Genomic DNA, 21,180 nt, shown 5'->3' with positions numbered 1-21,180 from the left:
TAAGTTCAGCAAAAAAAGAATGCGGCGGACAAAATAAAAATCAAAAACGTACAAAAAAACTACGAATGGTATGGTCATTAATACCAGAAAGATATAACATCACGTATTAATACAATATCTAAAGAACTCTTTCTATTCAAATTTTGGCATCCTTATTTTCAGTATAATCTTATTGTGTATATGATAGAAATTTACTTCACCATGGAGAGGTCAAATTCAATTCTAACACTAGCTAATTTTCAACTTAATTAATAAAGATATGATTATATTGATAGAAGGTAATATCTATAAAATACAGCGAATAAACATACATTGCATAAACTGTGAAAATTAACTTAACCATTTTTACAGGTAAATTAGAATTTACAAGTTTATGCTATTTACATGAATTTTGCTTGAATGGTGTTGCTCTAACATATGAATAAAACCATTAGATCTTATAGGACCATGGTATGATGCATCTACCTAAACTTCCCCCAAAAGCATCTAAAATCATTTATAAAAAGATGTATCACGGTATTTACCGAGAGGATCCTTACTATTGGCTGCGTGCAGCTAATTGGCAAGATGTTTTAAAAAACCCTAGCTGTCTTGATGAAAATATTCGACGCCACCTTGAAGAAGAAAATGCTTATCAAACTTCTCAAATGGCCGATACAAAAACATTACAAAATCTGCTTTTTGCAGAAATGAAAAACCGTATTCAAGAAAATGACAGTTCCGTTCCTATAAAACGTGGTCCTTTTGCCTATGGGCTATGCTATAAAACTGGGGGAGAACAGCCACACTATTTTCGTACACCAAGAAATGGAGGTAAAAAAGACATTTACCTTAATGGTGACGTTTTGGCTGAAGGTAAAGATTATTTTAATCTTGGCTCAGTCCATGTATCTCCTGATCATACACATGTTGCGTGGAGCTATGATGATAAGGGTTCTGAATTTTATACAGTTAAAATTCGTAGCTTTAAAACATTATCTGATTACACAGATACAATCATAAATACATCCGGACAACTCGTCTGGGACGCTAAATCTGAAGGCTTTTTCTACACTAAAATGGATAAAAACCACCGCCCCTCAGAACTCTATTACCACCAATTGAACACTGACCCATCTCAAGATAAGCTTATTTTTCATGAAGATAACCCCGGGTTTTTCTTACATGTGAGTGGCTCTAAACTTAATGACGTTATTTATATTAACATTCACGACCATGAAACATCAGAAACCTGGCTTATCCCTGCTACAGCGCCCCTTACAGCACCCCAATGTGTACAAAAACGACAAAAAGGCATTGAATATTCGCTTACAGAAGGAGGCGATGTTTTTTATATTCTCACCAATCAGGATAATGCAAAAGACTTTAAAATCATGGTCGCCCCATATTCATCTCCGCAATCAGAAAACTGGTCTGAGCTTGTACCCCATCAACCCGGACGACTGATCCTATCTCACGATGCCTATCAAGATTTTTTTATTTGGTTTGAACAATTTGAAGGGGTTCCTTCTATACAACTTATGGAGCGCTCAACAAAACAAATTCATTCCATTGCCTTTACAGAAGAAGCCTATTCCTTAGATCTACAAGGGGCTGCAGAATATAATAGCCAAACCATTCGTTTTGCTTATTCATCTATGACAACACCTAATCAAATTTTTGATTATGAAGTAAAAAGTCGTAAACGAGTGCTTTTAAAAACACAAAAAATCCCTTCTGGGCATAATAAAGATGACTATGTAACACGGCGTATTACAGCAATTGCAGATGATGGTGAAACGATCCCTATTTCTCTTGTATATCATAAAACTACTGTGCTTAATGGTAGTGCACCTTGTCTACTTTACGGTTATGGTGCTTATGGATTTTCCATTCCTGCAAGTTTCAATAGTAATGTACTTTCATTAGTCAATAGAGGCTTTATCTATGCCATTGCTCATATTCGTGGTGGAAAAGAAAAGGGCACTGAATGGTATGAAAAAGGAAAACATCTTTTTAAACACAATACATTTTATGATTTTATTGCCTGTGCACGTCATCTTGTAAATCATAAATTTACTGCTCATGACCGGCTAATCGCCCAAGGTGGTTCAGCAGGAGGAATGCTGATGGGGGCTATAGCAAATCTAGCTCCTCAGGATTTTGCTGGCATCGTTGCTAATGTCCCTTTTGTTGATGTTTTAACAACAATGCTAGATGCTTCATTGCCCCTAACACCTCCAGAATGGCCTGAATGGGGTAACCCTCTTGAATCAAAAGAAGACTATAACCTTATCGCTTCTTATTCACCCTATGATAACATCAAACACCAGGAATACCCCCTATTCTTGCCATTGCAGGCTTAACAGACCCTCGTGTAACCTATTGGGAACCTGCAAAATGGGTAGCAAAACTGCGTGATTTTAAAACAGATGATAATACAATTTTATTGCGTATAAATATGGATTCAGGTCACGCAGGTGCGGCTGGACGTTTCTCAAAATTGGAAGAAACCGCATATATATACGCATATATCCTAAAAATAGTTGGAAAAATTATTGATAACTAAACATCTTACTAATAAAGGCCCCACAATCTAATAAATTATGAAGCCTTTATTCTTTAAGATAAATAGCCCTATAGACTACTTAAAACCCGCAATTTTCATACAGCTCTAAAACATAATCCCAATTAATTAAATGATCCACGAAAGCCTCAAGATATTTCGGACGTGCATTACGGTAATCAATGTAATAAGAATGCTCCCACACATCAACACCTAAAATAGGTTGAGCATCATGAATCAGAGGGTTTTCACCATTGGGTGTCTTCATAATCTCAAGCTTGCCATTTTTAACAGCTATCCACGCCCAGCCAGAACCAAATTGAGTACTACCAGCTGCAATAAAATCTGTACGGAATTTCTCATAACCACCAAGATCAGACTCAATAGCCTTTGCTAATTTTCCAGGTAGCTTCTGACCACCACCACCTTTTTTCATCCAATTCCAAAAATGATGATGATTATAAGATTGAGCTGCATTATTAAACAAACCAGGATTTTTGCCAAAACTTTCCTTAATAATATCTTCAAGGCTCTTATTTTCTAAACCTAAATCTTTTACCAAATTATTTGTATTAGTAAGGTAAGCAAAATGATGCTTATCACGGTGATATTCAAGCGTCTCACGTGACATATAAGGTAACAAGGCGTCATAATCATAAGACAATTCAGCTAATTCAAAAGCCATTTTAAAAATCTCCTCGATTCTAATTATTAAGCTCTCTCCCAAAATTTACTTTGGCACTTACAGCACTTAAAAGCAAATGTTATTGAATATTTGTTTACAATCAATTTAGCTTTAAAAGCCGTTTTTATAAACCAATTAAACTAATGAGAAACTAAACACTATAATGGCACTAATAAAAAAAATATGCCAAATTAATTTATAGAAAATTGTTCTCCTACTAAGTCATCAAAAAAGATAAAAATTATAAACTAAAAAAGTTCTTATCCCCCTTATTTAGTAAAAATAATCTAAGTTTGAATATATTTAAAAATATCACAATATATCGCACTTAATGAAAATCTTACCAATGCATACATAAAATTAAATCCATATTTATGCTATCAATAAAATGAGTAAGCACATAAACACATCAACTATAGTCATTCCTCTTCACAAATTTTAGAATATTAACACAAGCTGCTTACATTCTCTGACTTACTATGCCTTCTAATTACACTCTATATTTGTAAAATCTAATCATAAACATGAATATGTATTTTGATGATACCGTCATTAACTGAAAAGTATATCCATGAATAAACCGGATTAATGCACGCTTGCATGTCATCGATAAAAATTGTGATAGAGTGCAAAAACCGTTTTATTGACCTTACTAAAACCAATAAGCAGCACCTCACCCTCATTATTGATCTGGTAAAACCATTATCAGATATAAAGGAAGTATATTTCCCACGACTTGCAATAGCCGCACTGCTTTTTGCTCTTATTTTACTTGAATTAGCAAAAACATTTGAAACGGGACCCTATCGGCCATGAAACATTTATATCTATGGGAAAAGGGCAAAAAACTAAGCAAAGAAAGCTTTGGTAATCTGTTGAGAGATGCTTGTAATGCAGCTGGCGTTAAGAAATCAGTTCAGTTCATGGATTGAGAAAATTAGCAACAACAAAAGCTGCATGTAGGTGCTACAATTTTACCAGCTAAAGCACTTTGGATGAACTGGAGATGATATGTATAGTATCACTCTATAAAGACTAAAGACAGCAAATAGAAAGCGACCTGTCATAAAAGCAATTAAAAAACTTCAAAAAAATGAGAGATAGCAAAAAATAAGGGCAATAGAATCAATAAGTACAAATTCCTTTATTTGTACAGTAGCCGATTTATTTTATTGATATTTGGCTGGGGTACCTGGATTCGAACCAGGGAGTGCCGGTACCAAAAACCGGTGCCTTACCGCTTGGCTATACCCCAAAAAAAGAAAACTATTACACTATGCTCGCGCCTTATACCGATTCTTGTAATTGTACGCAATATCTGAAAGCCAAAGCTTTCATTTTTCTTCTTACAAAAGCTTTCTAATTATTACAATAACACAGAGCAATACACCACAAATATTAAAAGAACTATACCAAAAAAAATCTATACGTTTATTCTCTTGATCAAATAATTTTAGTTCACATTATAGCTGTTATAGCTTTTTTATCATAAATATCATCATTTCACAGAGTAAACTTAATTCAAATATCCTCTTGAAAAACGCTAAAATTATTGAATAACGGCAACTAAACAATACTTAATGGATACAGTGATTATATAAACTTTTCGTGTATAAAAATGGTATTTTCCTTAGTTATTCTCTTATAGATAAATATTATCGCAGCTGAGTTTAGAAAATTCAACAAAAGATCACGTGCTATCACTCAAATAGACTTCTCATATGTAACGATACACTTTATTCCCAACTATAAATAATTGCTTTTCATAAATCATCCCCCTTCTAAGATATTGAAATACGTTTAGAAAACTTCAATGACAAAAATTTCTAAAACATATGGTATAAAAAATTGGAACTTGCTGTATTAGTTTGGATCCATCGTAGATGGGGGGAGCAAAAAAACAAAAACTAAATGAGTGCTATTATAATGAAGTAATAGTAACGAATAAACATTACCCTCTTAGAGCTTCTATTCCAGAATGAGTGCTATATAGTCATAAATTGTAAAGCACTTTTACAAAAAATTCTCTTCCAATTTCATATTCTACAGAGAAATTTCAATTACATGACACAAATAAGTACTTATTTATAAGATCATAAATAACTCTACACAACATTCATTTTCGATAGTTATTAGTAAATTTACATAAGTAGTAATCAATGTTTTTTTGTTTCTTTAATATATTCACCTATTATTTTACAGGTAAAGAAACATCACTATCAGCATTCAATAAAAATTCCACAAGTCTAATACTTTAATACCTATTACGCATCATAAGATACGGTATGTATGCATAACATGATAACATGCTTTGTACCTTAAACTTTCTCATAAAATACATCAAACGCAATGCTATCTTCCATATACATAACTCAAATAAGGCACCTCAAACAAAGCATCTCAAGAAATTTTCTTGTCTACCTTTAGCAACGTATTAAAGTATTATTCCAATATACCAAAGCCATTAAAGTAAAGAATAATATCTTTAGATTTTTATGCCTTTTGGGCAATTGCTGCTTGTGCTGCAGCTAAACGTGCAATTGGTACTCGAAAAGGTGAACACGAAACATAATCTAAGTTATTTTCCTCACACAAAGCGATAGAATCAGGATCTCCTCCATGTTCACCACAAATACCTAATTTAATTTTTGCACGCTGAGAACGCCCACGCTGTGCAGCAACAGCGATAAGCTCCCCTACTCCATCACGGTCAATTGACACGAAAGGATCTTGTTCCAAAATTCTTTTTTGAGAATAAGTTGCTAAAAAAGGAGCTGCATCATCACGTGAAATACCAAAAGTAGTTTGTGTCAAATCGTTTGTTCCAAACGAAAAAAATTCTGCAGTTTCAGCAATCTCACCTGCACGAAGAGCAGCTCTTGGTAATTCAATCATAGTTCCAACTATATACTGAATTTCCCTTCCCTTTTCCTTCATTACTGTACTAGCTACATCGTCAATACAGGTTTTTACAAAATCCAATTCAGATTTAAGCGCAACAAGCGGTATCATAATTTCAAGCATAACAGGAGATCCAGACTTTTGAGCAGCATCTGCCGCTGCTTCAAAAATCGCTCGTGCCTGCATTTCAGCAATTTCAGGGTAAGTAATGATCAAACGACATCCCCGTAACCCAAGCATAGGGTTAAATTCATGTAGTTGCTGTGCCCGTTCGGAAATAATTTCAGAAGGAATTCCCATGGCCATTGCAACATCACGAATTTCTGCATCCGTTTTTGGTAAAAACTCATGCAAAGGAGGATCCAAAAAACGGATAGTGACAGGCAAACCAGACATAATTTCAAACAATTCTGTAAAATCTGACCGTTGCATTGGCAAAAGCTTATCCAATGCTTTACGGCGTCCATCTTGATCATTGCTTAAAATCATTTCACGCATAGCAACAATACGTTCACCAGCAAAAAACATATGCTCAGTACGACAAAGGCCAATACCTTCAGCTCCAAAAGAACGCCCCATACGTGCATCAGATGGTGTTTCTGCATTGACGCGAATTTTCATACGCCGTATTTTATCAGCCCATTCCATTAATTGAGCGAAGTCTCCACAAAGCTCAGGCTGCAACATTGCAACCTTCCCTTTAAGGATCTCTCCACTTGCACCATCAATTGTAATGACATCTCCCCTTTGAAAAGTCTCTCCTGAAACAATCATTGTGTTTGTGGTATAATCAATTCGTACACTACCTGCACCAGAAATACAGGGCTTTCCCATACCACGTGCTACAACAGCAGCGTGACTTGTCATGCCACCGCGTGTTGTTAAAATTCCTTCTGCAGCGTGCATACCATGAATGTCTTCTGGGCTCGTCTCTACGCGCACCAAAATAACTTTACGGCCTTCTTTTGATGCTACCTCTGCCTCTTCTGAAGTAAAAACAATTTCACCAGTTGCTGCACCCGGAGAAGCAGGTAAACCACGCGCTACAACAAAACGGGCCGCTTTGGGATCAAGAGTCGGATGTAAAAGTTGATCAAGCGATTTTGGCTCAATTCGCATCACCGCCTCTTCACGACTGATCAACCCCTCCTCAACCATTTGCACTGCCATTTTTAAAGCTGCACGTGCCGTTCGCTTTCCTGAGCGAGTTTGTAAAATCCATAATTTACCCTTTTCAATTGTAAATTCAAGATCTTGCATATCACGGTAATGCTTTTCAAGTTTTTGGGCAATTTGACAAAACTGTAAAAAAGCTTCTGGCATAATTTTTTCTAGCGACGGCTTATTCGAACCAGCAGCAATCCTTGCAACCTCAGTGATATTTTGTGGAGTACGAATGCCTGCTACAACATCCTCACCCTGTGCATTGATTAAAAATTCACCGTAAAGTTCTTTTTCCCCTGTCGATGGATTGCGTGTAAACGCAACACCTGTTGCAGAATCTTCACCCATATTACCAAAAACCATGGCCTGCACATTAACCGCCGTTCCCCAATTTTCAGGAATATTGTGCAAACGACGATAAGTGATTGCACGAGTAGTCATCCAACTTGAAAAAACTGCACCAATTGCACCCCACAATTGCTCTTCAGGATCTTGCGGAAAAGGCTCACCTAACTTTTCTTCAACATATGCTTTGTAAGAAATAATAACGTTTTTCCAATCAGTGGCTGTCATTTCTGTATCAACATCATAACCGTTGGATACTTTTACCTCATCAAGAATCTCTTCAAAGCACGAATGATCCAAACCTAAAACAACATTGGAATACATTTGGATAAAACGGCGATAACTGTCATAAGCAAAGCGTTCATTACTAGTCTGCAAAGCGATTGCTTTCACTGTCTCATCATTCATACCAAGATTAAGAATTGTATCCATCATCCCCGGCATAGAAGCCCGAGCCCCAGAACGAACAGAAAGTAACAGTGGTGTGCTTTTACTACCAAATTCGCGGCCTGTTTGTTCACCAATGCGTTTGAGTGCTTGCTTGACAGCTCCTTGCAATTCCTTTGGATATGCCTTGTTATGCGTATAATAAAAGTTACAAACTTCTGTCGTAATAGTGAATCCGGGAGGAACAGGTAAGCCAAGCTTGCTCATTTCTGCTAAATTAGCCCCTTTGCCGCCAAGGAGATTACGCTCATTTGCGCTTCCCTCTGCGTTACCATCACCAAAACTATAAACCCATTTTGTCACTGTACAAGTTCTCCCATTATCAACATTAAAGTATCATTTGACTTAAGCTAACTGTCCAAATGAATCACCCTATCCCAAATTAGCTTAACCAAATAAAACGTTGTTTCATAAACGCACGAAAGTAACCCTTTGTAAAAAGAAGGAGAACCGCCATAATTATTAATTGCTTATTTTCTTAGTAGAATGTGTGTGTTCAAAGAAAACTATCAATAATTGAGAAAAAATCTTCCTCTGACATCAAACCTTCATACTTATTACCATTAATGAAAAAGGTAGGTGTCGCTGTAACACCAAATTCTTTCCCACGCTCAAAAGATGCATTTACTTCATCTAAAATAGACTGATTTTTTAGACAAGCCTCAAAGCTCTCATCTGTAAAACCAGCCAGTGAGCTAATTTTCTTCAATGGCGTTAAAGAATCCTCTACCCAAACCCACTCACTCTGTTTTTGAAATAAAACTTCTATCAAAGGAAAATAGCGATCTTCTGGTGCACAACGCGCCAACATAAAGCCTGCTGTTGCCCGAGGATCAAAAGCAAATTCCCGGAAAATAAGCTTTACTTTACCCGTTTTTATATATTTTTTCCGAATTTTGGGCAGCACATTATTATAAAAGTCAGCACAATGACCACAGGTAACTGAAGCATATTCAACAATAGTCACTGGTGCATTAATATCACCTTCAACTCTATCCTTACCATCCTGAAGAAGCTTAACCATATCAACAGTTGCAACTGGTTTAACTTTACCAGCTAAGGCTGTAGTCGCATTAATCTGTGCAGTTATAGCCGAGATTAAAATCACCATGCAAAATAAAGAAGAACGATAGTTTAGCATAAAAAAAACTTTTCTGTTATTATTAGATATATAGAAATTCAGTGCTTTTATATATTAAAGATAATAGTAAAAATATACAAAAATGTTTTGATTTATTTATTATTTTTTTCTGCAAAAATGCAACATCCAAGTTCATAAAGCGATTGACGGAGGTTTTCATCTTCAACATATTGAAGCATTTTCTTCACGTGTTGTTTATCTTTTTCATTCGCAATTGGCTCTGCCCTTAGCTGCTCAGTAAGAGTTGATACTTGCTTTTGTTCTATCTTAATACGGTCAATAGCAACATACCCAAAAAAACCATTAATTCGCTGAATCAATTCCTCTGTTTCATGGATCAATTTTAACGCAGTAAATCCTTCACATGCTATGACAAGTGTTGCAGGTTTAAAAATTTCATCTTGATTTGCACGACGTTTCCAAATAATTTTGAGTGGTATTGTGGATTCAGCAATATCGTAGCCTACAATCTGCGACCAGTGTTCTATAAGCGCCATATTAAGCCCTGTCCGCCTGCGTAAAATCGGATCAAGCATACTAGACACTGTTTTAGAAAGAGAATAAAAATGGTGCTTTTGAGATGTCTTGCTCATTTCGTATCAGATTATTACTAAATTATAAAAATTTTTTCTTTGTATTTTATATCTTCCTATGATTGAAGACAATGATGCATGAAATTTCTTCGCGCCTTCTTTCTTGGTACGATCAAAATCATCGGCATTTGCCATGGCGTATTACCCCTAAAGAACAAATGGAAGGTATTCGCCCTGATCCTTATAAAGTTTGGCTATCTGAAATCATGCTTCAACAAACAACCGTTGAAACAGTTAAACCTTATTTTAAAAAATTTTTAAAGCTTTGGCCTAATCTTTCTTCTCTATCACAAGCATCACAAGATGATATTATGAAAGCATGGGCTGGCCTTGGCTATTATTCGCGGGCACGTAACCTTAAAAATTGTGCTCATCAACTTGTTGAAAACTATAAAGGTGAATTTCCTCAATCTGTAAAAACATTACGTACTTTACCCGGTATCGGAGATTATACTGCAGCAGCTATTGCTGCAATTGCTTTTGAACACCCCGTAGCTGTTGTTGATGGTAATGTTGAACGCATTATAACCCGTTTATTTGCTATTACTTCAGTATTACCTAAAGCAAAATCTGAAATAAAAGAAAAAACTCAAAAAATTACTGATTTAAATCGTCCTGGTGACTTTGCACAAGCCATGATGGATTTAGGTGCAACAATTTGTACACCACGTAAACCATCTTGTTTACTCTGCCCTCTTCAAAATCTGTGCAAAGCAAAAAAAATGCATATAACAGAAGCATTTCCAGTTAAAGCCCCTAAAAAAGCACGGCTCTTTAAAACTGGCGTTGCTTTTGTAGTACTCAATAAAAATAAGCAAATTTACTTAGAAAAACAACAAAGTAACAGACTACTCAATGGAATGACCCAAATACCCAATCATATTGGAACAAATGGTGAAAATGAGCTCCAAAATGCACCTTTCCAAGCCAATTGGCAATTTAAAGGACAAGTTACACATATTTTTACTCATTTTTCTCTGAAACTTGATGTCTATTGTGTCGACAATATTAGCGAAACGAAACTCCAAAACGGCTGGTGGTGTGATATCCATGATCTTTCCAAAGAGGCACTTCCCACCGTTATGAAAAAAGCCATTTCTGTAGCACTCCCCAACTCTTTTAAACTAAAATAGCTTTGCTTGCGTAAAAGCTTTAGTATTTAATTTAGTGCTAATTTATTGAGATTTGAAAGGCAAATAAATGTGATTTATTGCTCACATAATGCCAGTTTTTAACATTTGTGAACGAATTACCATTCTTAAATCATCAATTGATTTCAACTGACCATCTTCTTCATAATACCAAAATGTCCAGCCATTACAACTTTGTGAAGCTTGAGCTTTTCTTCCCATCATATGAATAGAGCCAGCTTCACCACCATACATAATAGTACCATCAGCTTTTACAATAGCAGATACTCGTTTCTTCCGATCATAAAGAATCATTCCAGGATGTAACAAACCTGCCTCAAGTAAATTAGTAAATGCTACACGCGGTTCTGCTTTTTTATTTGCTAAAACTGTTAATTCCGATTCAGCTAGAGGCTTAACCATAGCAATTCTTTCATGCGCTGCATCAATGTAGCTTTGCTCGCGCTCAATACCCACAAAATTACGCCCTAAAAGTTTAGCAACAGCTCCTGTCGTTCCCGAACCAAAAAACGGATCAAGAATAATATCACCTGGCTTGCTAGAGGCCATAATAATACGTGCTAATAATGTTTGCGGCTTTTGTGTTGGATGTAATTTACGCCCTATTTCATCTTTTAAACGCTCAGCGCCTGTACAAAGAGGAAAAAGCCAATCTGAACGCATTTGTACATCTTCATTGGCAGCCTTTAATGCCTTATAATTAAACGTATATTTCTTATCTTTTTGATCACGCACAGCCCAAATAAGAGTCTCATGGGCATTTTGAAAGCGACGCCCACGAAAATTAGGCATAGGATTATTTTTGCGCCAAATGATATCATTGAGTAACCAAAAACCTAAATCCTGTAATGCCGTACCAACCCGGAAAATATTATGATAAGACCCTATAACCCAAAGCGTTCCATTGGGTTTTAATACGCGACGGCAAGCCAATAACCACGCACGTGTAAAAGCATCATAAGCAGCAAAATTTTCAAATTGATCCCATGCATCATTAACCGCATCAACACGTGAATAATCTGGACGATATAATGTATTTTCTAACTGCAAATTATAAGGTGGATCTGCAAAAATCATATCAACCGAATGCTTAGGGAGCTTTTCCAGCATTGCAACACAATCACCTTTGAGGATTTTATTGCACCACTGTGTCTGTAAAGACGTACAAACCAGATCTTTTTGAAACTGAACAACTGTCATAAAATATTCAACAATACGGGCTGAGACTATCCTATAGTCAAAATGATTTACGGATTTGATATTATGCCTTATATTTACAAAATAGAGTAAAAGGATCGTTAAACTATTTTAAAACTAATTGCCTTTTTCTTTAAAATCGGGTAAAATAATTCATATTTATTAACTTTTATTTCCTTTTCTTCAGTGCATAGTTTAAACATTTCTTACCTTATTAAGTTAATAGGGCGTACCTTTCAAAATATACTTTTATAAAAAAGGGATGCCTTTATATCGTTTTATTACAAGCTTTTAAGCCATAAATAAGGAATATCTTATGCCTCAAATCGACCTTATTATTTTTGATTGTGATGGAGTTTTGGTAGATTCTGAATATCTAGCAGCAGAAATTGGTGCGCAATTACTGACAGAAGCAGGATATGAAATATCACCTGAAGAATTAAGTGAACGCTACGCAGGGCTTATTTTTCGTGATATTCTTCAAAAAGTCGAACAGGAAACAAAAAAGCCAATTTCTGCTCGCCTTATAGATCAAATGTCAAACCTTTTTCGTGCACAAATAACAACCAAATTACGTGCTATTGACGGTATAAGAAAAGCAATAGAAACTATTAAACTTCGATACCCCTATTGTATCTGCTCTAATGCAATGAGCGCAGATATAAAACAGATGCTCATTGCCGTTAATCTCTATGATCTTTTTGAAAACAAAATATTTTCTGCGCTCGAAGTTGGAACTCAAAAACCAAAACCTGCACCCGATATTTTTCTTTTTGCTGCACAAAAATTATGTGTACAACCACAAAATGTTATTGTTATAGAAGATTCTATTCATGGCGTACATGCAGCAAAAGCAGCGGGGATGCGCGTTGTTGGCTTTACGGGAGGATCGCACAGTTATCTTGGCCACTCCAATGCTCTTACAGATGCTGGAGCTGAAACAGTAATTACGAAACATGCACATTTACCGGAAGTTTTAGAAGCAATGGCAATATGGCAAGATTTATAATATAAAGATATCTTCAGGAAAAATTATCGTGATTTTCTTCAGTTTTAAAGAACGCGATTAAGTTATACAAATCACAGTTAACAAAAAAATAAAATAGATACTTTGTTTATAAACTAGCATATTCTTTAATAGTCAATATTTTATATTAGCACCTGATTTTATATTAATATCTGAAATTTTTAGCGTAATTTTCTCATTTTGCACAAAAATGAGCAACCGCACTTTCATTCATTGGATAATTTAAATATTATTAAAAAAGTAAAATATAAAAATTGCCTATTTGCTCAAAATAAATGAAAGCGAAGACTTATGAAATACATCAGTACAAGAGGCAAGGCTCCTGCTTTAAACTTTACTGACACAATTATGACGGGTCTAGCTAGTGATGGTGGTCTTTATCTTCCAGAAAAATTCCCTCAATTTTCACCTGATGCATTACGAGCGCTACGTGGTCAATCTTACGCTACAATTGCTAAAACCATTCTTTGGCCTTTTATAGATAATGAGATTGAGCGCACAACTTTTGAAAATATAATCACTGAATCTTATGCTGTTTTTCGCCATCCAGCAATCTGTCCATTGCAGCAAACCGGCCCCAATGAATTTATCCTTGAACTTTTCCACGGCCCTACTTTGGCATTTAAAGATGTCGCAATGCAATTTCTTGCTAGACTAATGGACTATATCCTGACTAAAAAAAATAAACGTGCAACAATTATTGGTGCTACATCAGGTGATACAGGCGGTGCTGCGATCCAAGCTTTTGCTGGGAGAGAGAACTCAGATATTTTTATTTTATTTCCTAAAGGGCACATATCATCAGTTCAGCAACGGCAAATAACCACTAATCACAGTGCTAATGTTCATGCTATAGCTATTCAAGGCAATTTTGATGACTGCCAAGCACTTGTCAAAGCAATGTTTAATGATCACAATTTCCGTCAAAAAACAGCGCTCTCAGGAATAAACTCTATAAACTGGGCGCGTATCATGGCGCAAATTGTTTACTATTTCTCATCTGCACTTTCCCTTGGGGCACCCGATAGATCTGTTTCATTTACCGTTCCTACTGGAAACTTTGGTGATATTTTTGCAGGTTATGTTGCTGCTCGTATGGGGCTACCTATTGCTCAATTGGTTATAGCAACAAATGATAACGATATTCTTCATCGTGCATTAACCAGTGGCGTTTACGAAATACGTCCTACAATACATACCACATCTCCTTCGATGGACATTCAAGTCTCTTCCAACTTTGAACGCTTATTATTTGAAAATTGCAATCGTGATTCAGTATGGATTTGCAATGCAATGGAAAATTTGAACCAATCAGGCTGGTTTAACCTTGATAAAAAGCAACTTAAAAATATTTGTACTTTGTTTTCTGCTGGAAAAAGTAGTGTAACTGAAACAGCACAAACAATTAATAGTGTTTATAAAGAAAGTGGTTACCTGGTTGATCCACACACAGCAGTTGCACTGAAAGTAGCCCGAGAAAAGAAGCAATCACCTATTCCAATGATCGTCCTTGCTACTGCTCACCCTGCTAAATTTCCTGATGCTATCCAAAACGCTTGTGGTATTAATGCGCCATGGCCATCTTGTCTAAATGATTTAATGCAGCGCGAAGAGCACTTTACAAGTCTTGCTAATGATGAAAAAATAGTCAAAGATTATATCTCTTTAAAATCGCGTACATCGCATTAGATGTTAACTGCGTCTATCCAAATCAAAAAATATGTAATGTCCTTATGATTGGGCATTTAGTTTGTTTAACGGAGTCATAAAATGGGTGTAGATATCAGCCGCCTTAGTAATGGTTTGACTATTGCCACGCATACAATGCAACAAATTGACAGTGTCGCACTTGGAATATGGGTTAAAGTTGGCTCACGTAACGAAACTTTTACACAACACGGCATTGCCCATCTCCTTGAACATATGGCTTTTAAAGGAACTGAAAACCGCACAGCCTTTAAAATTGCAGCCGATATTGAAGATGTTGGAGGGGAAATTAATGCCCATACCAGTATTGAAACAACTGCCTATTTTGCACGTGTACTTAAAGACGATATCCCGCTGGCTATCGATATTCTATCTGACATCATGATATGCTCAAAATTTGATGAAGACGAATTAGAGCGAGAAAAACAAGTGATTATTCAGGAAATTGGTGCTACCTATGATGTTCCGGATGACATTGTTTTTGATCATTTTACTGAAACAGCCTTTCGTCATCAGTCTCTTGGGCGCTCTATTTTAGGAACACCAAAGACAGTCCAATCATTTACGTCTGCTGACTTACATAGTTTTATGAATAAACACTACAGTGCAGACCGCATGATTGTAGTGGCTGCAGGAGCTGTGAATCATGAAAGCTTTTTGCGTGAAGTTGAAAGCCGTCTTAGTACTTTTCGCTCTCATTCAACAACCTCTTTTACCAACCTTGCCAATTATATCGGTGGTGACTTTCGTGAATACCGTGATTTAATGGATACACAAGTTGTTCTTGGTTTTGAAGGGCGCCCATATCATGCACGTGATTTCTATACAGCTCAGATTCTTTCAATTATTCTTGGAGGAGGCATGTCATCACGCTTATTTCAAGAAGTTAGAGAAAAACGTGGATTATGTTACTCTATTTATTCTTTTCACTGGGGGTTTTCAGATACTGGGCTTTTTGGTATCCATGCTGCTACCGGACAAGAAGGGCTAGAAACACTTTTGCCTGTCATTCTCGATGAACTTTCTAAAGCGAGTAAAAATATTCACGAAAGCGAACTTCAACGAGCGCGGGCACAATATCGCGCTAACTTCACAATATCACAAGAAAACCCATCTAGCCAAGCACACCTTATTGCACGCCAAATGCTTCTTTATGATCGACCAATTCCAGTATCTGAAATGATTGAACGCTTAGAGCTTATTACCCCAAAACGACTAACTGAACTTGCCACTCACCTTTTTACCAACTCAAAACCAACATTAGCAGCTATTGGTCCTGTTGGCCGGCTTATAAACTTTGATGATTTAACATCAACTCTTTTGTCTAATATAACCGCTCCTTCTGAACGTAAATAAACTAAACAGAATCCTTTCCAAAACTTCAATTCATCGCCTTTGTAATGAATAAAGCGATTATATAAGTAGCTGATATTAACACCATCTATGCATTTTTGATTATAAAATCACCACAAGAGTTTTACTCATTAAATAAGTTTTGGAAAGATGAATTAAAAAAGCGTATAAAGCTACTCAACCAACGCTTCATGTGATAGAAAATCAATAAGCAAAGATATATTAGTGAAATCTTGAAAACCCATAGCTTAAGCTTGTCTTTTTAAAACATAAACACTCGTTTTAAGCCCCGTTTATAAGAATAGGTATCTGGTTTATCTTTGTATAAAACTATTCTTTTTAAAGAAAATGATAGCTACTTCTTATAAAAATAAATCTTAAAAGATGAATGTATTTTTCCAAAAATATAATCTAAAATTAAACAGTTTAAAATACTGAGAGTGAGACGTTGTGAAAAGTTTGCATCAGATAATCAATATTATCATTGTTATAATCATTAGCTTTTTTGTTCAACTTACATCAGCACAAGCCATTGAACCAATTAAAATTTCTCCTCAAGATACGGCTATTGATCTATCAAAAGCAATCGAAATTCACCACACAAACAACCCCATTTTTCAAACAAGTACTGCGCCAGGACCAGATGGTATTATATGGCGTATTGAAGTACAGGCTAACAATGAAAATTTTTCTGGAAGCTGGGCAGTATTTGCCCTTGCAAACCCAACAGATGAACAGATAGACCGCCTTATTGTTGCACCTCACTATCGTATAGCTAATTCAGGTCTTTTTTGGCCAGATCTTGGATCAACACGTATTCAATCTATCACTCCAAATGAAGGTTTTTCTCTTGACCGTCAAGCTAGTACAAATTCTGATATTTTTCGTATTACACTCAACCCTGGTGCTGTCATTACATTTGTTGCAGAACTTAACTCTGCAAATCTGCCCAAAATCTATTTATGGAAACCTGAAGCTTATAAAGATACAATCAATTCCTATACGCTCTATCATGGTATCCTCCTTGGTATATCGGGCCTTTTAGCACTCTTACTAACCGTTCTATTCGTTGTTCGTGGAACAGGTCTCTTTCCTGCAACAGCTGCTGTTGCTTGGGCAATTCTTTTCTATATTGGTATTGACTTCAATTTTTTGAATAAACTCTTTGCAATTACACCAACAATAGAGCCAATTTGGCGTGCTAGTACAGAAATTGCACTTGCAGCAACACTTTTCATTTTCCTTTTTACCTATTTATGTTTGAACCGCTGGCATTATCATTTTAGCTACGGAGCAATCATATGGATTATAGCTCTTTGTGGCTTGGGAACATTTGCTATTTATGATCCGACCAGAGCTGCTGGTATCGCACGTGTATCATTTGGTCTTACCACTATACTTGGTATTATCTTAATCAGTTATTTTTCAATCCGCCGCTATGATCGTGCAATTATGCTTATCCCAACATGGTTGCTCATCAGCTTCTGGTCTATTGCAGCTTTTGCCTGCATAGAAGGATATTTAGATAACGATATTATTCAACCAGCTCTAGCAGGAGGGTTGGTGCTTACTGTTCTTCTTATTAGCTTTACCATTATGCAACAAACTTTTTCCCATGATGCTTTCTATGAAGGAATCTTTTCTGACCTTGAACAACAAGCACTTGCAGCAAAAGGAGCTGGGAACATCATTTGGGATTGGGATGTTGAGCGTGATCGTATTGTTGTTCATCCGGATATGACACCCCTCTTTGGTACTGAAGCACACAAACTTAATGGTACTATGAATGACTGGATTTCAGCCTTGCATCATGATGACCGTGAACACTTTCACGCCATGCTAGACATCATTCTTAAAAACAAAAAAGGACGTATTGACCAAATTTTTCGACTTTCTTGCGGTGGTGGTCATTATCATTGGTTTTCACTTCGCGCGAGTCCAGCTATTGTTAAAAAAGATGGAAAAGTTACCCGTGTGATTGGAACCATTATCAATATTACCAACCACAAAAAAGCCGAAGAACGTTTACTACATAATGCAATTTATGACAACTTAACTGGTCTTCCTAACAAACAAATTTTTTTGGATAGATTACAGCATTATATCTCTCTTGCTAAAGTAAATATAAAAATTAAACCAACTGTTTTGATGATTGATTTCGACAATTTCCGTCAAATCAATCACAAATTAGGTATAGCTGTTGGTGATACTGTACTCTTGATCATTGCACGACGTTTGAGCCGTCTTATTAATACCCAAGATACCTTAACTCGTCTTTTTGCAGATCGTTTTGCAATTATTTTACTCAGTGAAATTGAACCACAAAAAATTGCAGCATTTGTAAATCATCTGCACAAAACAATTTCAGCGCCTATTTCACTTGCAGAACAAGAAATATCGCTTTCAACATCAATTGGACTGGTTACATGGAATGAATGTAGATTAAATGCTAAAGATATTTTCCATGATAGTGAACTGGCAATGATCCAAGCAAAACAAATGGGTGGTAATGATATTGTACCTTTTCGCCCAAATTTTCGTACTTTAGGCCTTAAACATAACAACATTGAACATGATATTCATTCTGCCATAAAGCATAATGAAATAAAAATTCTCTATCATCCTATTTTTAATCTATCAGATGGACAGATTATAGGTTTTGAAGCGATCGTAGAATGGCATCATCCATATCATGGAAATTTAAATGTCAATGATTTCATTAAAATCGTAGAAAGCGAACAGATCACTACAGATCTGGCGCAATTTATCATTGATAATGCTATTGCTGATCTTATCAAGATAAAAAAGAAATGCGCTCAACAACCTTTCTTCATTTCAATCAATTTACCAAGTGTAGAAATGATTCACCCTAATTTTATAAGTCAATTGCGTTCTACCCTTCTTCGCAATCCACTTAATAAAGGGCACTTGATGATAGAAGTATCAGAATTTGTTTTGAGAAAAAATCCTGAACAATCAGCTCATTTCCTTGAGCAGATCAAAGCACTAGGAATGAATCTGGCATTAGATCATTTTGGAACAGGCTATTCATCACTTGCTTATCTCGTTCGTTATCCATTTGACATGGTCAAATTAGACCGCTCATTTGTCTCTCTCGATTCACCTAAGAAAAAGCTTGTTCTTAAATCAATTATTAATATGGCTACTGATCTTAATTTACAGATTATTGCAGAAGGTGTTGAAGATGAAAAAGTGGCTCTCTTCTTGCGTCAAGAAGGCTGCAAATATATTCAAAGTACAATTATCACCAAACCAATCACTGCCGAGGAATTAATTACTCTTATTCAAAATCAATTTTCTTACAAAAAATCAGACTCATAGGCTTTTATAAAACCCAGAGAAGATAGAAAATACGTTTACGCATGACCTATTTCAGAAACGAGATAAGTTGGATTAATGCCCATGCGGGTAAAACTTTCATCGTACGTATTGCTTAAATCACTTTCAAAAATAAAACTAGGCGATGCAGAACTGATCAACCACCCATTCGCAGAAATCTCTGTTTCAAGCTGCCCTGCTTTCCACCCAGCATAACCCAATGCTACCAGCGCATGTTGAGGGCCTTGTTCACAACTGATTGCTTTTAATATATCAATAGTTGCAGTAAGATAAATCTTGTCTGTAACAGAAATAGTTGCTTCACAAGTGTAATCACCCGAATGAAGTACAAAACCACGAGAAGGATCAACAGGCCCACCATAGCGTACTGGAAACTTTTTTATCGATTCAGAAAGATAGCTTTTTTTTGCTTGCTCAATCACTCCAAGTTGAAGTAAAAGCTCAGGAAAATCAATGCTGTGCAATTGATTGAGAACAATTCCCATAGCACCAGAATTAGAATGAGCACAAACATAAATAACAGAACGGACAAAGCGTTTATCACTCATTCCGGGCATTGCTATGAGCAATTTTCCATTTAAAAATCCATCACGCTGCTTCATTAATTTGACATTTTCCATAATCTATATGTTAAACTTCAATTCAGGCAGTACAAGAAGAAAATAAAAACTAGATGAAAAAAATTCAAATATTTCTAAATTTACAAAGAATTTCAAATATCTTTTATAAAAAGTTTTTAATCATTTTTAGCTTAACGTTCGTTCTTTTAAGCTCATCCAATTTCACCATTGCTGCTCAAAAAGAACAAGAATCACAACTTCTTGCGACGCCTTGGTATGAATCAGAAGGTGGCAGCGTGAGATTGGCACTCACCAAACCTTCCCCTTCTGGAATAAGAAACGGTTTTATTGAAGTGATGCTCAAGCCAAAATGGAAAACCTATTGGCGCAATCCAGGAAACTCCGGTATGGCACCATTTTTTAACTTTAACCAACAAGTCTCTTATGAAATTTTTTACCCCATACCACAACTTTATGAAACAGAAAATGATTGGTCATTAGGTTATAAAAATAAAGTTGTACTACCATTTAGTGTTTCTGATTCAAGTGAAAATCTTAGTGGCTCTTTAACTCTTGGACTGTGTGATGAAATCTGTATCCCTTTTACTGTTGACTTTGATTTTTCCTCATCCACTCAGAAAAATACATATCTCTCTCCATCTTTATTAAAGCATGCCCAAGCTGCTCTTCCTCGTGCAATGGATAATGAATTTACAATAAGTGCTGAAAAAGATGAAAATACCTTATTTATAAAGGTACAAAATAACAGCAAAATCAAAATCTTATCTCTCTTTTTAGATGGAGGAGATATGCAAATTGGACCAGCAAAAAAAGTAAGCGATCATGAAGAATATACACTCTTTAGCGCACCTATATATTTTATGCCAGACGAGCTAAACCAAACAATTTTTTATGCAATTTCTTCTCAAAATCACGCCTTGAGTGGAACATTCATAATAAATACGCAATCAAATTCCACTGTCATTCCATAATACATTAGAAAG

General features: G+C 35.9%; 13 protein-coding genes, 1 tRNA gene and 1 pseudogene. 8 read left to right on the top strand and 7 right to left on the bottom strand.

What is annotated here, in order from left to right; genetic code table 11:
• Nucleotides 1-455: 455 nt before the first annotated feature.
• Nucleotides 456-2,548: pseudogene (locus BscR1v2_RS01890) on the top strand (S9 family peptidase).
• A 79-nt stretch (nucleotides 2,549-2,627) separates the two neighbouring features.
• Here BscR1v2_RS01890 and BscR1v2_RS01885 read toward each other — a convergent pair.
• Nucleotides 2,628-3,230, bottom strand: coding sequence for a superoxide dismutase (locus BscR1v2_RS01885; protein WP_010703497.1), 603 nt, complete (start codon nucleotides 3,228-3,230; stop codon nucleotides 2,628-2,630).
• A 618-nt stretch (nucleotides 3,231-3,848) separates the two neighbouring features.
• Between BscR1v2_RS01885 and BscR1v2_RS01880 the strand changes: the two genes are divergently transcribed.
• A complete protein-coding gene (locus BscR1v2_RS01880) occupies nucleotides 3,849-4,046 on the top strand; it encodes a hypothetical protein (protein WP_153301970.1) in 198 nt (65 codons plus the stop codon).
• Nucleotides 4,047-4,410: 364 nt separating this feature from the next.
• Here BscR1v2_RS01880 and BscR1v2_RS01875 read toward each other — a convergent pair.
• The 4 genes from BscR1v2_RS01875 to BscR1v2_RS01860 form a co-directional block, all read right to left on the bottom strand.
• A tRNA-Gln gene (locus BscR1v2_RS01875) sits at nucleotides 4,411-4,485 on the bottom strand.
• A 1,238-nt stretch (nucleotides 4,486-5,723) separates the two neighbouring features.
• Nucleotides 5,724-8,390: a pyruvate, phosphate dikinase gene (ppdK, locus tag BscR1v2_RS01870; RefSeq protein ID WP_078689525.1), complete on the bottom strand. Its 2,667-nt coding sequence runs from the start codon at nucleotides 8,388-8,390 to the stop codon at nucleotides 5,724-5,726.
• A gap of 193 nt (nucleotides 8,391-8,583) precedes the next feature.
• Nucleotides 8,584-9,228: a DsbA family protein gene (locus BscR1v2_RS01865; protein WP_078689524.1), complete on the bottom strand. Its 645-nt coding sequence runs from the start codon at nucleotides 9,226-9,228 to the stop codon at nucleotides 8,584-8,586.
• 92 nt (nucleotides 9,229-9,320) lie between these two features.
• Nucleotides 9,321-9,821 carry a DUF721 domain-containing protein gene (locus BscR1v2_RS01860; protein WP_078689523.1) on the bottom strand — a complete coding sequence of 167 codons (501 nt, stop codon included), beginning with the start codon at nucleotides 9,819-9,821 and terminating at the stop codon, nucleotides 9,321-9,323.
• Nucleotides 9,822-9,895: 74 nt separating this feature from the next.
• Here BscR1v2_RS01860 and mutY point away from each other — a divergent pair, with 74 nt between their 5' ends.
• Nucleotides 9,896-10,954, top strand: coding sequence for an A/G-specific adenine glycosylase (mutY, locus tag BscR1v2_RS01855; RefSeq protein ID WP_078689522.1), 1,059 nt, complete (start codon nucleotides 9,896-9,898; stop codon nucleotides 10,952-10,954).
• 81 nt (nucleotides 10,955-11,035) lie between these two features.
• On the opposite strand, the gene BscR1v2_RS01850 is transcribed toward mutY, so the two are convergent.
• A complete protein-coding gene (locus tag BscR1v2_RS01850) occupies nucleotides 11,036-12,172 on the bottom strand; it encodes a site-specific DNA-methyltransferase (protein ID WP_010703492.1) in 1,137 nt (378 codons plus the stop codon).
• Nucleotides 12,173-12,485: 313 nt separating this feature from the next.
• On the opposite strand from BscR1v2_RS01850, the gene BscR1v2_RS01845 reads away from it, so the two are divergent.
• The 4 genes from BscR1v2_RS01845 to BscR1v2_RS01830 all read left to right on the top strand — a co-directional run bounded on the left by BscR1v2_RS01845 (nucleotide 12,486) and on the right by BscR1v2_RS01830 (nucleotide 19,598).
• Entirely contained in the window at nucleotides 12,486-13,178 is a 693-nt protein-coding gene (locus tag BscR1v2_RS01845; RefSeq protein WP_078689521.1) for an HAD family hydrolase, read from the top strand.
• 309 nt (nucleotides 13,179-13,487) lie between these two features.
• Nucleotides 13,488-14,885, top strand: coding sequence for a threonine synthase (gene thrC / locus BscR1v2_RS01840; RefSeq protein ID WP_078689520.1), 1,398 nt, complete (start codon nucleotides 13,488-13,490; stop codon nucleotides 14,883-14,885).
• 81 nt (nucleotides 14,886-14,966) lie between these two features.
• On the top strand, nucleotides 14,967-16,259 hold the full coding sequence (locus BscR1v2_RS01835) for a M16 family metallopeptidase (protein WP_078689519.1): 1,293 nt from the start codon (nucleotides 14,967-14,969) through the stop codon (nucleotides 16,257-16,259).
• 447 nt (nucleotides 16,260-16,706) lie between these two features.
• A complete protein-coding gene (locus BscR1v2_RS01830; protein WP_078689518.1) occupies nucleotides 16,707-19,598 on the top strand; it encodes an EAL domain-containing protein in 2,892 nt (963 codons plus the stop codon).
• Nucleotides 19,599-19,633: 35 nt separating this feature from the next.
• Here BscR1v2_RS01830 and BscR1v2_RS01825 read toward each other — a convergent pair whose 3' ends face one another.
• Nucleotides 19,634-20,218 carry a YqgE/AlgH family protein gene (locus tag BscR1v2_RS01825; protein ID WP_078689517.1) on the bottom strand — a complete coding sequence of 195 codons (585 nt, stop codon included), beginning with the start codon at nucleotides 20,216-20,218 and terminating at the stop codon, nucleotides 19,634-19,636.
• Nucleotides 20,219-20,289: 71 nt separating this feature from the next.
• Here BscR1v2_RS01825 and BscR1v2_RS01820 point away from each other — a divergent pair, with 71 nt between their 5' ends.
• Complete coding sequence (locus BscR1v2_RS01820) at nucleotides 20,290-21,168, top strand: protein-disulfide reductase DsbD domain-containing protein (protein WP_078689516.1); 879 nt, start codon at nucleotides 20,290-20,292, stop codon at nucleotides 21,166-21,168.
• The last annotated feature ends 12 nt before the right edge of the window (nucleotides 21,169-21,180 follow it).

The organism is Bartonella schoenbuchensis R1, from assembly GCF_002022685.1.
In the GTDB taxonomy this organism is placed as follows: domain Bacteria; phylum Pseudomonadota; class Alphaproteobacteria; order Rhizobiales; family Rhizobiaceae; genus Bartonella; species Bartonella schoenbuchensis.
The sequence above is the reverse complement of the archived record's forward strand: the minus strand, read 5'-3'. Positions and strand labels throughout refer to the sequence as shown.

What these genes read in the sequence shown, in the direction of transcription:
- BscR1v2_RS01865 (WP_078689524.1), bottom strand. Translation starts at nt 9,228, where the DNA reads ATGCTAAACTATCGTTCTTCTTTATTTTGCATGGTGATTTTAATCTCG.
- BscR1v2_RS01860 (WP_078689523.1), bottom strand. Translation starts at nt 9,821, where the DNA reads ATGAGCAAGACATCTCAAAAGCACCATTTTTATTCTCTTTCTAAAACA.
- BscR1v2_RS01885 (WP_010703497.1), bottom strand. Translation starts at nt 3,230, where the DNA reads ATGGCTTTTGAATTAGCTGAATTGTCTTATGATTATGACGCCTTGTTA.
- thrC (WP_078689520.1), top strand. Translation starts at nt 13,488, where the DNA reads ATGAAATACATCAGTACAAGAGGCAAGGCTCCTGCTTTAAACTTTACT.
- BscR1v2_RS01825 (WP_078689517.1), bottom strand. Translation starts at nt 20,218, where the DNA reads ATGAAGCAGCGTGATGGATTTTTAAATGGAAAATTGCTCATAGCAATG.
- mutY (WP_078689522.1), top strand. Translation starts at nt 9,896, where the DNA reads ATGCATGAAATTTCTTCGCGCCTTCTTTCTTGGTACGATCAAAATCAT.
- BscR1v2_RS01835 (WP_078689519.1), top strand. Translation starts at nt 14,967, where the DNA reads ATGGGTGTAGATATCAGCCGCCTTAGTAATGGTTTGACTATTGCCACG.
- BscR1v2_RS01820 (WP_078689516.1), top strand. Translation starts at nt 20,290, where the DNA reads ATGAAAAAAATTCAAATATTTCTAAATTTACAAAGAATTTCAAATATC.
- BscR1v2_RS01850 (WP_010703492.1), bottom strand. Translation starts at nt 12,172, where the DNA reads ATGACAGTTGTTCAGTTTCAAAAAGATCTGGTTTGTACGTCTTTACAG.
- BscR1v2_RS01845 (WP_078689521.1), top strand. Translation starts at nt 12,486, where the DNA reads ATGCCTCAAATCGACCTTATTATTTTTGATTGTGATGGAGTTTTGGTA.